Genomic DNA, 14528 nt, shown 5'->3' with positions numbered 1-14528 from the left:
CGCGTATTATTTTTATAAAAGGAAAATTTTAAGTTAGAATCGTAAATCCTGTGACTGATGCGAAAAATATTAGGTTGAGGGGTATAAAACAATATATTTACCGAAATTTATTTATGAAAAGAAATTTCCTCTCCCTACTGTTCATCTGTGTTTTCTCAACATTGATGTTTTCGCAAACTGCTCCGCCAAATACGCGGTTATTTCAGCCGACTAAAACGCAGGGATATTATGCCAATTCTTTTATAAAACATCTTACTTCAGCACCAGATGAAATTTATCAAACCGTCAGTTCAAATGGTGGATATAATTATTACGGGCAAGCTGCCAATATCTTTAATACAAAATATATTACCAGAATAGGAAAAGACGGCATTCCGATCTGGCATGCAAAATTCATCGGTCAGGATGATAATTATGTCAGCAGCAATGTGAGGTCGGATTTCGCCTGTGTTGATCCGCAAGATAATATTACAGTAGTTTTTAACACGTCATCACCCAGTTCTGCGTTCACAGATGCTGCCGAAATCGTCGAAAATTTTACATTTAATAATGGAAATAATTTCCAAAAAATCATTGTGAGATTAGATAAAAACGGAAACAAAATTTGGACTAAACAAATTGCCAACTGTATCGCTGCCTCCTTAATAGCCGACAGTAGTGGTAATATTTATGTAGTGGGAGTGGGCGGTGAAGGTACTGCGACCGACGGGATGTATCTCGGCAAAACATTCATTCTGAAATTGAACGGCGACACTGGAAATATTCTGTATAGTAAATCGTACGGTTTGCAGACGTTCCAGTTTATCCCGGTGCTCGATTCCCAGGATAATCTATATGTCTTTACAGAACCGATGAATGATTCAACAATAATTTCTTATGTTTTTGATGGAGTTACTATCGCGTCTAATCCAAATGCGCTGGATAATATTATGTTGAAATTTAATGCAGATGGAAATGTGATCTGGGGCAAAAACTTCTATACAGATAACGCGAAATTCTCTTACAGCTGGATGAATGATGCGGTATGTGATGGAACTCACTTCGTAGTAATGGGAAATTTATTTAAAGATTCGGTTACCGATGAGAACTATGTAGGACTTGGGAATGTGCTAATACCTGCAACATATTTGACTTCGAACGTGCAGGGTTTTATCGCTAAAATTGATTTTTCAGGCAATGTGATCTGGCAGAAAGCGATAGCAACGTCGAAAAGCACAAGTTCAGGTTTTTACACAAATATTAATGTAGATGAAAATAAAAATATCTATGGTTACTTCAATTTTAAAGATAAAATATTTTTCGATAATACAGAATATGTGTTCGATGCAGTTGCAGGGAATAAAGTACTTACAAAATTTGACTCCAACGGAAATGTTAAATATCTGCGAGCGGTAGATTCGGGCGGAGAAAGCGGCGCAGGTGTAAACTATTACCATTCCAGAAGTATTGATGTTATGGGGAACGACAAGTTGAATGTAAGCGCAGTAACGTGGCAGAACAGTTTTTTAAATTATACGCTAACCAATACTGCCAGTCCAAAATATTATCTGGCGACATTTGGCAATTTAGATTCAAAATATCTTACGGCTGAAGACAATTTCCTAAGTCTATCTAACGTAGAAATAACCAATAATCCAGAAAATAACAATGTTTTTTCTTTTGATTCAGTCAACAATGTTAACTGGACTGCAGCAAGCGATCAGTCCCGGCTGAGTTTAACTTTTATAAAACTCGCCGAGAAAAATGCACCTTCAAATACAATTTCTGATTTTGGCGATGCAAAAATCTCATTAACTGCGGAAACAAATAATACAGGCGCCACGAGAACTGCTAATGTTTTACTCTCCGGAGACGGCGCTGTGGCTGCCAAGACAATCGCTGTTACTCAGTCAGGAATTTTAGCGACAGGAGAAACAAAAGCTTTTGTCACCACCTTATATCCAAATCCCACTTCAGACATTTTAAATATCGAAACCCAGCAGAGAATTTCGAAAATAGAAATCTTCGACCTAAGCGGAAAACTTTTAAAAACTGCCGACGGAGGTACCAAACAGGTTTCTGTAGCGCTTCTTACTAAAGGAATGTACCTGATCAAGCTGTACACCGAAAAGGGCGTTGTTAACTCTAAATTTATGAAAAACTAAATTATTATCGCTCTAAAAATTATAAAATGACCAAAAATATACTCTCCCTACTGCTCCTCTGTGTTTTCTCAACACTTTCATTTTCGCAAACTGCGCCGTCGAATACCAGATTATTCCAGTTGAATACGGTGAGAGGCAGCGAACTTTCTTTGGTAGAACTCTCAGACAACTTTGCATACCATATCGGCACCATGAATTCCTCGGAAGTGGGCTTTGATGGTTTGTCTGCAACATCTGTTGGTTTGGATGACCTGTTTATTTTGAAATCGGACGCTACAGGCGGATCCAATGTATGGTTTAAAACTTTTAATGCCGGAGCAAACGGCATCGTAACGCCGAGATATGTTTCTGTAGACGCTGCTGAGAATTTATATGTTTTCGGGCAATTTAAAGGAAGCCTTACGGCGGGCGCTGAAACGGTTACGTCTGCAAATCCGAATGATGCTTTTTTAATGAAAATTAATCCGGGCGGTAATGCAGTCTGGGTGCAATACTTCGAGAACGGTTATAATTCTTTGTCGCGAACTAAAGTGGTAAGTGATGGTGTAGACACTTTTATAGTCAACAACAATAAACTGACGAGGCTTAATGATCAAACAGGAACACTTATTTTTGAAAAAAATTATGGTGCAGAGATTCAGTCTGTCGCTTTGCGCAATTCTGATTTATATATCTCGGGAGCAGCCAATCTCAGCGACGTAGTTTTGGGTTCAGAAATTATCTCCTACCGCACAGCTTTCATCGTAAAGGGTGATAAGAATGCAAACTTCACGGCTGCCTGTAAAACGTCAGAAGACACCATTTCGCCCGTCATTAGCGAGATCACTTTTGGCAGCGATGAAAAGTTGATTTTCACAGGTTTTAATAAATCCGCACTAAATCTTATCGCAGGAAACCAGACCGTGTCTTATACGTACAATCCTAATGCTTCCTTTGATTATAATAAGCTTTATTACTTTACGGCAAAAATAGATGCTAACCTCCAAACCGTAGATTTTTTCCGTTCCTCCGGGGCTTTTAGCAGAGATGCCGGTTCTTTCCCAAGGGCGGATTTTTTTTCATCTAAACTTATTGCGACTTCCGCGGGCTTTAATCTTTTAATTTCCGCTAATGACCGGAATAGAATTGCGGCCGGTTTTACTAATTCCAATTCTTCAATCACTACGCCTGACCCGGCTTCGGCAAATCTGCCTTACTCTTTTCTGTTACAGTCCGATAATGCCGGAAATTATGTGGGCGGAGCGCAGCCTCTTTTTTACGGATTTAAATTGAGCTCGAATAAAAATCAATATTCGGAAACGATCGTGCTAAACAAAAGGGTTTTCGTCACATCCATACGTCAAGCGACCACGGGCAGTCAAATGTGGACAAAAGCAAAGAATGCCGCAGTGGGTGGAACTTTCTCTTATCAATTCCAGAAGCATCTCTCCTCTGCTAAAAGCGATATGTTCGTAACCGCTCTCGCAGAAGGCAGCGCGAACTTTTTTGGCAAGCAATATGGTATGGAGCCGGGCATGTTTTCGCGTGCGGTCACCCGATTGGGGGCTGATGGTTTACCGAAGTGGTTCGCGACTTTTACGCGTGACTGCGGCAAAGGAGAACTAGGAATTTCAGGCGACTTTGCAGCTGTTGATAAATATGATAACCTTTTGTTGCTGGCCAATCTTGGGGGTTATAATTCTTCATTTACAGACGCTGCAGGAACTGTGGTGAATTTCACCGCGCAGATGCAACCAAATGAAAAAGTTCTGATAAAAGTAGACAAAGAGGGCCTGCTTCTGTGGACCAAACAATTTGCAGGCTCCGAATCGCTGCGCGCAAGTGTTACAACCGATGGAAATGGCGATGTTTACATTGTGGGCGATGGGGGTTTTATGTTAGATGGCCATCAAATGCAGGGAAATCTCTCAATGGTTAAACTTGGTGCGGCCGGTGATTATATTTACGGCAAAAGTTATGATGTAGGTATTTACTCTTTTATTCCTGTATTCGATGCACAGAATAATTTGTATGTTTTCTCTGAGCCTATCAATTATTCCGGTGACGACTATGTCTTCGATGGAATTACGATTCCTACCAATTCGGATCACACAGATCACCTTATGCTGAAATTTAATAATTCCGGAAATGTGATCTGGGGCAAAAATTTCTACGCCAATTCCGCTAACTATAATTATGCGTGGCCAAATGATGTCGTTTTCGACGGCAGTGATTTTGTAGTTATGGGAAATTATTTTGCGGACAAAAACACAGATTTTGTCGGACTCGATTTACTTCCGGTACCCAGAATTTATCCCAATGTAACATATATGCCTTTTGTGGCAAAGGTTTCTACGGCAGGAAATGTGATATGGCAGGAACCCTTTCACACCAGCCAGGCTAACACGGGCGCTTATACGAATATAGAACTGGATGAGAATAAAAACGTCTATTCGTATTTTTACGCTAAGGATAAACTCAACCTTAACGGTACAGAATACACTTTCGATGCGGTTTCTGGAAACAAAGTTTTAATGAAACTTGATACTTCCGGTAATCTGAAATATTTCAAACCTGTAGATTTTGCGCCCTACGGTTCCAACTTTATTGATGTTATGGGTAATGATAAAATAAATGTGACCGGTTTCACCACTCAAGATAACCTTTTAAATTATCCGATTGCGTACAACAGGGCTTCCAGCATGTATATTGCGACTTTTGGTGATTTAGACACGTACTATTTAACACCGACGAAAGATTACTTACAGCTCAACAATATTACCATTGGGAACGATCCCGATAACAGCAACACTTTCAGTTTCGATCTTCTAAATAACGTAGATTGGATTGCCGGCAGTGATCAGTCCTGGCTGAATCTTTCGTTCATGAGTTTAACTGAAAAAAATAATTTTAAAAATTCAATCAACGGAAATGGTGACGCAAAAATCATCATGTTGGCCACGGCAAATGTTTCGGGTGTGGACCGCACCGCCAACGTGATGATTTCCGGAACAGGTGTTTCTTCTAAAACAATCGCTGTTACACAATCCCGGATTCTTGCTTCAGGGGAAACAAAAGCTTTTGTCACCACACTTTATCCAAACCCAACATCCGATATTCTAAATATCGAAACCCAGCAAAAGATTTCTAAAATAGCGATTTTTGACCTGAGCGGGAAGCTGGTAATATCTGCTGACGGTAAAGCGAAAAACGTTTCGGTTTCGAATCTGATGAAAGGAATGTATCTGATTAAAATCTACACAGAAAGTGGTGTGGTGAACTCTAAATTTATTAAGAATTAGAGATTTCTTCTATTTTTAAAATCAAAAACACTTCCGATTTGGAAGTGTTTTTTATATCTAAAAATTTAAAAAAAAGTTAACTAAAATCCTTTTCCAGAATTTCTTCCATACAATATTCTGCAAGGGCAGTAATGGTTATGAAAGGATTCACGCCAATTGTTCCCGGAATTAAAGAGCCATCCACGACGTAAAAATTTTCATGACCATTTAATCTTCCGAAATTGTCTGTCGCTTTTCCCAAAACAATTCCACCCAAAGGATGATAGCAAACATCTGCACCGAAACCATTGTCAAAAAGCAGGTGCGATCTTGTTCCACCATTGGCTTTATTCATGGTTCGCAGAAAATATTTTGCGTTGTCTTTCATATGTTCAGTGTGCGATTCGTTCCAGTTTAATTGAAGCTTGTCGGTTTTCAGATCATATTTTACGTCGCCAAATTTTTTCAATTTATTCACCATTAAATAAAGTGAAGTCGCCACATTCATTCCCATCGGTAAAGGTGCGATTTCCACAAAAAATGGTTTTTTTTCATCTTCCCAATGATCAATTCCGCCAACAGGAATGGTGGATTGCTGAAATCCGGTTCCGCCCGAAAATGCTTTGACCCAATTTCTTCCCGTCATAAAATTTCCATTATTTCCCCATTCTTTGCCCACATTTTCATCGATGGGAAACTGAGTTTTCGCATTTGATTTGAGGAGCAATTCGTTTGAACCCATTGTTCCGGCGGAAAGAATTAATTTTTTTGTGTTGATGATCTTGTGCTGAATTTCCTCACCTTTTGTATTGATAACCGAAACATCCAGCGAATAAGTTTTGTCCGGATTTTGCGTGATGTAGTTCACCTGATGAAGATCCAGAATTTCTAAATTTCCCGTGTCAGAAGCTTTTTTCAGGTAGGTTTTGTCCAGAGAATTTTTGCCGTGATTATTTCCATAAATCACTTCTCCGGCTAAAGCGGAACGTGGAACTTCATTTTTATATTCCTTTTCCATATATTTAAAATCGTACACATTTGGAACACAAACAGTTTTAAACCCGGCTTTTTTTGCCTCTTCTTCCCCGACTCTGGTAAATTTATAAAAGTCGCAATCTTCTAAAAATTCTTCCGAAGCGACATTTGTTTTGAGTTCTTTATTGGCTAAAGGAAAATATGTGGAGTAAAATTTTTCAGTATCTAAAGTCGGGAAAATTTCCCGGAAATATTCTTTTTTCGGCGTTACTGCCATTCCGCCGTTGACGAGAGAACCGCCTCCAACTCCGCGACCAAGCCAGATTTTGATATGTTCAAAATCGAGTCGGTCTAAAGCTCCTGTAAATTTTTCTAAACTGAAAAGATTGAAAAAAGGCGCGATCGTTTTTGATTTTAACCAGGCTGCAGAATGTCCCGGATTGATCATGGTGGAAAATTTTTCACCCGATTTTTCCCAGTTTAAACCCATTTCGAGAAGTGTTACGGGAATATTTTTTTCGCACAAACGCAATGCTGCGACAGAACCGCCATAACCGGAACCAATGATAACGGTATCTTTTTGCAGTATGATGGTTTTATTTTCCCGGTTCTGATTTCCCGGATGGGGAGTGTTTCCAAATAAACTGCTGCTGCCCAAAAAGAAAAGTGCCGCAACGCCGAGGCTGCCTGTCTGTATAAATTCTTTGCGATTCATGCACCTTTCTAAGCAAGAAGCGTACTGCAACAGGGAACAAAAATAAAAACTATTGTGGGTGGCATCTCTTTTTTTTTAATTTAAAGTACAGTTGGGTTTTTTTTCCGGCTAAGTATTGCCGATAGAACGTTGAGTTCGGTAATCGAAAACAGTGCTGCTGTAGCTCGGCGTTCCGTAGGAACGCCATCTGTGTAACAAAGAATTGGTAATTGCGCACGCGTTCCGTAGGAACGCTATCTTTATAAAGAAGTTGCTTGAAGTGTAAAAGAGGTGTTTCGCAGGAACGCTTTCTGTGTGAAATATTTAATTACCTCGGCAAAAGACGTTCAGTAGGAACGCCATCTGTGTTGCATCTGTTTGATTGCGCCGTACAATAAAGCGTTCCGTAGGAACGCTATATGTGTAACAAAGAATTTGCAATTTGCGCACGCGTTCCGTAGGAACGCTATCTGTGTAGCGTAGTTGTATGAGTGTAAAAAAGCGTTCCGTAGAAACGCCATCTGTGTAACAAAGAATTGGTAATTGCGCACGCGTTCCGTAGGAACGCTATCTGTGTTTAAAAAACTGCGTGAGGGGGTAACGCAGGCGTTCCGTAGGAACGCTATCTATAAAATTCTCCACTGAAAATGACTGCGCCCGAAAATAGCGCATCGTTTTTCTACTTCCCCGCGGAATAAAATGAAACCTCAATTCTAGCCCCGATGGCAGTGAAAATCCCGCAGGCGCGGCGCCAGCCGCACCGAGGAATTGTAACGTACAGCGGGCGTACCCTTCGGAAAATCTTAAAATTTTCTGCTCCTGAAAAATCAGGCTTTTCTCTCGATCAACGCCATATAAAACCCATCGAAACCTTCGCTCGGCATCATCTTTTCCTCCTTGATGAGCGAATATCCTTCGTTGTTCTTCAGGAAAAGTTCTACCTGTTCGTTGTTTTCACTCGGCAAAATAGAACAGGTTGCGTAAATCATTTTTCCGCCTTTTTTCAAAATCTTAGAATAATCCTGCAAAATTTCCTGCTGTTCTTTTTTAATGCGGTCGATGAATTGCTGATCGATTTTCCATTTGGAATCGGGATTTCTTTTTAAGACACCCAAGCCGGAACACGGCGAGTCGATGAGCAGGCGGTCGGCGGTGCCATGCAGTCTTTTAATGACTTTATTGTCGTCGATAAAGCGCGTTTCAATATTGTGCGCTCCAGCTCGTTTTGCGCGTCTTTTCAGTTCCGCGAGTTTCCATTCATATATATCGAGTGCGATGATCTGACCTTTGTTTTTCATCAGCGACGCCAAATGCAGCGTTTTTCCGCCTGCGCCCGCGCAGACATCCACCACGCGCATGCCTTCTCTAACGTCGAGAAGTTCACCGATTTTCTGTGAAGAGGCATCCTGAACTTCAAAAAGTCCGTCTTTGAAGGCAGAAGTTAAAAACACGTTTTTCTTTTCCTGCAGCTGCACGGCATCGGGATAATTGTGAACCGCGAATGCTTCCACATTTTCATCGCGCAGATCAGAGATCAGTTCTCTGGCTGTTGTTTTCAATGTATTTACACGCAGTACCGTCGGTGCCTGTTCGTTCAGCGCACTCATTTCTTTTTCCCATTTCCTGCCCAATTCTTTTTCAAGGGTTTCAGCCAGCCATTCGGGGATCGAGTGTTCAATTGCCTTCGTAGGAACGGTGTTTTTCTTCAGCTTATTGATGATGTCAGCGGTTTTTATACCGTCGAACTCTTCAAATTTCTTGTAGTGTGTTTTGGTCCAGAGGCAATAGGCGAGGATCATTTTATAAATGTTCGTGGGCTTTGCGCCTTCGCCCATATAATATTCCAGCCGTTTTTTCCAGCGGATGATGTCGTAGAAGATCTGTGCAACAACTTTTCGGTCTTCGCTGCCCCATTGTTTGTGGCTTTTCAGTAGTCTTTCCACCACTTTGTCTGCATATTTCCGGTCTTCGAAAAATGTTTCCTGCAGTGCGTCGTGAATTCCGATCAGTAAGTTTCTGTGAATGAGTTCCATTAGGATTTATTTGTTGGTTAATGCGCCTCGAATCTCCGGGCTACAATTTTGCAAAAATAAGGTTTTTATACCTAATTACATGTTTGGGATTTGGGCGCACATTTCCGTCTTCCACTCCCAATCACGGTGCCGCTTTGCGCAGCACCGTGGATTTCCGTTCAAGCCGGGGCGCAGACTCCTTTGCTCCCGTAAAGCCTGATTGCAGTTAGTTTATTTTGTTTGTGAAGCACCAGCGTTGTATTGCTTGTAGAGTGTGTCTATTAATAATATCTTTGCACAAATTAATACAATGAGCGATACTATAAATTGTCCGAAGTGTGATTCCGAATTCACCTACGAACAGGATGGGTTGATGGTTTGTTCCCAGTGCTTCAATGAATGGAAACCAGGCGAAACAGCGGAAGAAGATAAAATATTAGATGCCAACGGAAACGAACTGCAGGATGGCGATACAGTAGTAGTGGTAAAGGATCTTCCCGTAAAAGGTGCGCCAAAACCCGTGAAAGCCGGAACCAAAGTGAAAAATATCCGACTTCGCCCGGACAGCGATCATAATATCGACTGCAAAATCGATGGCTTCGGTTCTATGGCACTGAAATCTGAGTTTGTAAAAAAGGCATAATTCAAAAAAAGAAAAAGGAAAAATTTGGACAGTGTTCCATTTCAAAGACTTGGTTGTACAGATGAACTGCACTAATTTCGTCTCAGGGGCAGAAAGAGAATTAACCAAAAATTTCCTTACGTTGTAAAGAACAAAGCTAAGAATATTTTCGAAAGTAAAAAAGCAAAATGACTTTTGTCAACAGATTGCCTGTACTTTTTCAATTCGTATTTCTTGTTTGCCTTCTCTTCAAAATTGAAGTTTTACCTGACCGGAGATTGGTCCGGGCGTATAGATGACAAGTGGTTTATCATCCAGCAAAACTTTGTTCCAGTAATGATTGCCGGAAAAACGGCTTTCCAGAACCTGGGCTTCCTGACCATCGGCAGAAATCTTTATTTCAGGCGCATACCAAATATTTTTCGACAGGTTAAATTTGGCCTTTTCTTCATCTGTGAAAATGTTGATTTCACCAAACAATGCAGCAACGTATGCGTTGTACGGCTGCTTATACGTTTCCTCGGCGCTGTCGTTCTGAATGAGCCGCCCTTGCTGCAAGACCACGATCCGATCCAGCCACGGCATGATTTCCTGAATCTCATGTGTGGAAATCAGCAGTGAAATGTTCTTTTCTTTAACAAAATTAAAAAGCCGCTCACGAAGTTCGATCTTTCGCGAAAAATCCAGATTGCTGAAAGGTTCGTCAAGCAGCAGAAGTTTGGGTAAAACAGAAAGTGCGCGCGCCAACGCCACGCGCTGCTGTTGGCCACCGCTCAGGTATTTCGGCAATACATCAGCGTACATTTCCAGGCCAACCACTTGCAACAGTTCAGTTACTTTTTCTTTCTTCTCCTTTAAATTAATGTTGGAGATAAATTTGCCCACATTCTCGGCAACGGTGACGTAAGGCATCAGATCGTAATTCTGCGCCACGAGTTTCATGTCGCTTTCGCCCGGAACAATGTTTTTTTCGGGTCCGAAAATTAACCTGCCATCGAAAATAATTTCACCCTTCTGCCGGTCAAGGAGCCCGTAAATTAAATTGAGAAGTGTGGATTTTCCGCAGCCGCTTTCGCCGGCCAGCGCCACTACCTTTCCGGCAACGATCTGCAGATTGAAATTCCGGAAAAGACTGTTCTCTTCGTTGTGCGAAAAATCTAAATTTTTAATTTCCAAAAGCATACGGCAAAAATAAGGATTTTGCCCTTTACTATTGAATTTTTTGTTATTTTAGCACGGCAACCATTAAATAAGATTCATTGATGAAAAAAGTTCTCACAGCTACAGTTTTAGCCGCCGTATTTGCAGGAGCATTCCTGATTTCCTGTGGCAAGGACAAGCCCCTGACCAGCGAGAGTAACGAAACTACTGTAACCAAAGACGGCAGTGTGTATGCGGTAGATACGCTCAACAGCAAGATTGAATGGCGCGGATTCAAAGTGGTGAAGTCCGACAATACGAGTCATTTTGGAACAATTCGGTTCGAAAGCGGCGACGTAACTGTGAAAGACGGGAAACTGGAGAGCGGAAAATTTGTTGCTGACATGACGACTTTAACATCTGTGGACCTGAAAGATGATGCTGAAAATCTGAATAAACTGAACACCCACCTGAAAAGCGGTGATTTTTTCGAGGTTGAAAAATTTCCAACCGCTTCCTACGAGATTACCGGCGTCGCCGAAAATGCCGCAGGCAGCGATTACAATACAGTTCTCGATGGAAATCTGACCATAAAAGGAATCACCAAACCGGTACAGTTCCACGCCAATGTGTCGGTGAAAGATGGCGAAATAAGTATTGCTACACAGCCGAAAGACGTTAAGCGCGAAGATTTTGGAGTGAAGTTTCAGTTGCCACTCGCAAACGGAATAATCAAAGATGAGGTAAATCTTCAGATTTTCATAAAGGCTCTTGAACAGAAATGATCCCGGTTGGCAAAATAAAAAATCAGTAAATCCGTCCTTTTTTAAAAGCGCGGATTTTTCATGCGGAGCTGTCGCTTTTAAACCTAAAATATCCAAAACACGACGCCAAATATTACCTGAAATTTTTGTGATTATTTCCTTAAATTTGCGTGCTCACGAAAATGCCGTGATGCCAACTATAAAAGCCTATTTTAATGATGACTTCCCAACAGATAAGACAGCAGTTTTTAGATTATTTTAAAGAAAAAGAACATCTTATAGTGCCGTCTGCGCCCATCGTGCTGAAGGATGATCCTACACTGATGTTCTCGAATTCCGGCATGACGCAGTTTAAAGATTATTTTTTGGGATACCGCGAGCCACGTGCGCCCAGAATCGCCGATACGCAAAAATGTCTGCGCGTTTCGGGAAAACACAATGATCTGGATGATGTAGGTCGCGACACTTATCACCACACGATGTTTGAGATGCTGGGAAACTGGTCGTTTGGTGATTACTTTAAAAAGGAAGCCATCGGTTTTGCCTGGGAACTGCTTACTGAAGTGTATAAAATCCCGAAAGAAAATTTATATGTTACTGTTTTTGAAGGTGATGCTTCGGAAAATCTCGGTCGCGATGAGGAAGCGTACAATTTCTGGAAATCCCATATCGCAGAAGACCGGATCATCAACGGAAATAAAAAAGATAATTTCTGGGAAATGGGCGAGAGCGGACCGTGTGGCCCGTGCTCCGAAATTCACGTCGATCTGCGTTCGGATGAGGAAAAAACACTTGTTTCGGGCCTTGAGCTTGTAAACAACGATCATCCGCAGGTTGTGGAAATCTGGAATCTTGTTTTTATGGAATTCAACCGTAAAGCCGATGGTAGTCTGGAAAAATTACCGCAACGGCACGTCGATACCGGAATGGGTTTCGAGCGGCTTTGCATGGCACTTCAAAATAAAAAATCAAATTACGATACGGATGTTTTTACGCCTTTGATCGCTAAGGTGGAGGAACTTTCCGGTAAGAAATATACCGCGGTCCTGGAAAATGAGAAAGACATCGCCATCCGCGTGGTGGTCGACCATATCCGCGCAGTAGCTTTTGCAATCGCCGATGGCCAGTTGCCGTCTAATGGTGGTGCAGGGTATGTAATCCGCAGGATCCTGCGGCGCGCGATTTCCTATTCCTACCGTTTTCTGGATATGAAAGAAGCATTTCTTTATAAACTCGTGGCCATCCTTAAAAATGAAATGGGCGGATTTTTCCCCGAGCTTGTGAAGCAGGAAAAACTCGTTACAGAAGTCATTAAAGAAGAGGAAACATCTTTCCTGAAAACAATTGAACACGGCCTGAAGAGAATTGATCTCGTAATCGGTGAAACACTGTCACGGAATGAATCTACGCTGCCGGGTGCTGCCGTTTTCGAACTTTATGATACTTATGGTTTCCCGGCCGACCTGTCGCGAATCATTGCCGAAGAAAAAAAACTGACCGTTGATGAGCAGGGTTTTGAAGAAGAAATGACAAAGCAGAAACAGCGTTCGAAAAAATCTTCGGCGCAGAAAGTTCACGACTGGGTTATTCTGGAGGAAAAACCTGAATCCTTTGTGGGTTATGATCAGACAGAAACCGAAACTTATATCACGCGTTACCGAAAAATAGAAAACAAGGAAGGTGAATTTTACCAAATCGTGTTATCGAAATCGCCGTTTTACCCGGAAGGTGGCGGCCAGATCGGAGACAAGGGAATACTGATCCCAAGTTATGCTGAAGGTTTCGATATTTCGGCACCAAATGTATTTAATATTACAGACTGCGCAGAGATCATTGAAGTTTTAGAAACTAAAAAAGAAAATAATCTCATCATTTCTTTAATTAAAGATCTGCCAAAAGATGCGGGTGCGGTATTTTACGCGAAAGTCAATTCTTCGGAACGGAAAAATACACAGGCCAACCACTCGGTTACGCATTTGTTACATGAGGCGCTGCGCGAGGTTTTGGGCACGCACGTGGAACAGAAAGGTTCATTTGTAGGGCCCGATTACCTGCGCTTCGATTTTTCGCATTTTTCTAAAATGAGCGACGAGGATCTAAAGCTTGTGGAAGAGAAAGTGAATGCTAAGATCAAGGAAAATATAGCGTTGGAAGAATTCCGTGAAATTCCGATTGCTGAAGCCATGGAAAAAGGCGCAATGGCTCTGTTTGGTGAAAAATACGGTGATAAAGTGCGCATGATACAGTTTGGTTCGTCGCGTGAGCTTTGCGGTGGAACGCATGTGAAAGCCACCGGCGAGATTGGTCATTTCAAGATCCGTAACGAAAGTTCCACGGCAGCGGGAATTCGCAGGATAGAAGCGATCTCCGGCGATAAATCTGCAGAATATTACAGTGAGCTCGAAAATCAAATGAAGGAGATTTCCATCATTTTGAAATCAAAGGATCTTGCGAAATCTGTGCAGAAACTGCTCGACGAAAACACAACGCTGAAATCCGAAATCGACTCATTAAAAAAAGCACAGGCAAAGGGCGAAACTGCAAACTGGAAAAGTGATTTCGTGCAGTCCGGTGATAAAATGCTGCTCGTAAAAAAGGTGTCTCTGGACGCAGCAAGTGTTAAGGATATTGTCTTTCAACTGAAGAAAGAAATGGACAACGCTTTGGTTGTCGTAATTTCGGATGCCGATTCAAAACCTTTGATTACGGTAGGAGTTTCTGCTGATTTGGAAAACACCTACAATGCCGGCAGTATTGTGAAGGAGTTGGCAAAAGAAATTCAGGGCGGCGGTGGCGGCAATGCCGGTTTTGCAACTGCGGGTGGTAAAAATCCCGCAGGTATTGAAAATGCATATCAAAAAGCGCTGGCGCTGTAGTTCGCAGGTCTTTAACAAAAACAAAAAATCCCGAAAAAAAT

9 protein-coding genes are annotated in these 14528 nt (G+C 41.7%); 6 read left to right on the top strand and 3 right to left on the bottom strand.

All coding sequences use genetic code 11. The features are described from left to right. The first annotated feature begins 113 nt into the window (after positions 1-113). Positions 114-2144, top strand: coding sequence for a T9SS type A sorting domain-containing protein (locus tag H562_RS0111425; RefSeq protein WP_084466368.1), 2031 nt, complete (start codon positions 114-116; stop codon positions 2142-2144). A 26-nt stretch (positions 2145-2170) separates the two neighbouring features. Further along, positions 2171-5425 carry a T9SS type A sorting domain-containing protein gene (locus H562_RS0111420; RefSeq protein ID WP_084466367.1) on the top strand — a complete coding sequence of 1085 codons (3255 nt, stop codon included), beginning with the start codon at positions 2171-2173 and terminating at the stop codon, positions 5423-5425. Positions 5426-5501: 76 nt separating this feature from the next. On the opposite strand, the gene H562_RS0111415 is transcribed toward H562_RS0111420, so the two are convergent. Together H562_RS0111415 and H562_RS0111410 are read right to left on the bottom strand one after the other, a co-directional pair. Beyond that, on the bottom strand, positions 5502-7094 hold the full coding sequence (locus H562_RS0111415; RefSeq protein ID WP_027377624.1) for a GMC family oxidoreductase N-terminal domain-containing protein: 1593 nt from the start codon (positions 7092-7094) through the stop codon (positions 5502-5504). Positions 7095-7900: 806 nt separating this feature from the next. Continuing rightward, positions 7901-9106: an RsmB/NOP family class I SAM-dependent RNA methyltransferase gene (locus tag H562_RS0111410; protein WP_027377623.1), complete on the bottom strand. Its 1206-nt coding sequence runs from the start codon at positions 9104-9106 to the stop codon at positions 7901-7903. Between the two features lie 289 nt (positions 9107-9395). Between H562_RS0111410 and H562_RS0111405 the strand changes: the two genes are divergently transcribed. Continuing rightward, positions 9396-9728, top strand: a complete 333-nt coding sequence (locus tag H562_RS0111405) for a zinc ribbon domain-containing protein YjdM (RefSeq protein WP_027377622.1) — start codon at positions 9396-9398, stop codon at positions 9726-9728. Between the two features lie 228 nt (positions 9729-9956). Here H562_RS0111405 and H562_RS0111400 read toward each other — a convergent pair whose 3' ends face one another. Further along, complete coding sequence (locus tag H562_RS0111400; RefSeq protein ID WP_027377621.1) at positions 9957-10889, bottom strand: ABC transporter ATP-binding protein; 933 nt, start codon at positions 10887-10889, stop codon at positions 9957-9959. 80 nt (positions 10890-10969) lie between these two features. Here H562_RS0111400 and H562_RS0111395 point away from each other — a divergent pair, with 80 nt between their 5' ends. The 3 genes from H562_RS0111395 to alaS are packed head-to-tail and all read left to right on the top strand — an operon-like array spanning position 10970 to position 14487. Further along, complete coding sequence (locus H562_RS0111395; protein WP_027377620.1) at positions 10970-11632, top strand: YceI family protein; 663 nt, start codon at positions 10970-10972, stop codon at positions 11630-11632. Further along, positions 11619-11873: a hypothetical protein gene (locus tag H562_RS15700; protein WP_169463278.1), complete on the top strand. Its 255-nt coding sequence runs from the start codon at positions 11619-11621 to the stop codon at positions 11871-11873. The genes H562_RS0111395 and H562_RS15700 overlap by 14 nt, the downstream gene beginning before the upstream one ends. Next, on the top strand, positions 11830-14487 hold the full coding sequence (alaS, locus tag H562_RS0111390) for an alanine--tRNA ligase (RefSeq protein ID WP_027377619.1): 2658 nt from the start codon (positions 11830-11832) through the stop codon (positions 14485-14487). The genes H562_RS15700 and alaS overlap by 44 nt, the downstream gene beginning before the upstream one ends. Positions 14488-14528: the final 41 nt, after the last annotated feature.

The sequence above is a fragment of the Kaistella palustris DSM 21579 genome (assembly GCF_000422265.1).
GTDB classification, from domain to species: Bacteria; Bacteroidota; Bacteroidia; order Flavobacteriales; family Weeksellaceae; genus Kaistella; species Kaistella palustris.
The sequence above is the reverse complement of the archived record's forward strand: the minus strand, read 5'-3'. Positions and strand labels throughout refer to the sequence as shown.

Excerpts from the sequence above, each read along its gene's own strand:
- alaS (WP_027377619.1), top strand. The coding sequence starts at position 11,830 with ATGACTTCCCAACAGATAAGACAGCAGTTTTTAGATTATTTTAAAGAA.
- H562_RS0111405 (WP_027377622.1), top strand. The coding sequence starts at position 9,396 with ATGAGCGATACTATAAATTGTCCGAAGTGTGATTCCGAATTCACCTAC.
- H562_RS0111425 (WP_084466368.1), top strand. The coding sequence starts at position 114 with ATGAAAAGAAATTTCCTCTCCCTACTGTTCATCTGTGTTTTCTCAACA.
- H562_RS0111395 (WP_027377620.1), top strand. The coding sequence starts at position 10,970 with ATGAAAAAAGTTCTCACAGCTACAGTTTTAGCCGCCGTATTTGCAGGA.
- H562_RS0111415 (WP_027377624.1), bottom strand. The coding sequence starts at position 7,094 with ATGAATCGCAAAGAATTTATACAGACAGGCAGCCTCGGCGTTGCGGCA.
- H562_RS0111420 (WP_084466367.1), top strand. The coding sequence starts at position 2,171 with ATGACCAAAAATATACTCTCCCTACTGCTCCTCTGTGTTTTCTCAACA.
- H562_RS0111400 (WP_027377621.1), bottom strand. The coding sequence starts at position 10,889 with ATGCTTTTGGAAATTAAAAATTTAGATTTTTCGCACAACGAAGAGAAC.
- H562_RS0111410 (WP_027377623.1), bottom strand. The coding sequence starts at position 9,106 with ATGGAACTCATTCACAGAAACTTACTGATCGGAATTCACGACGCACTG.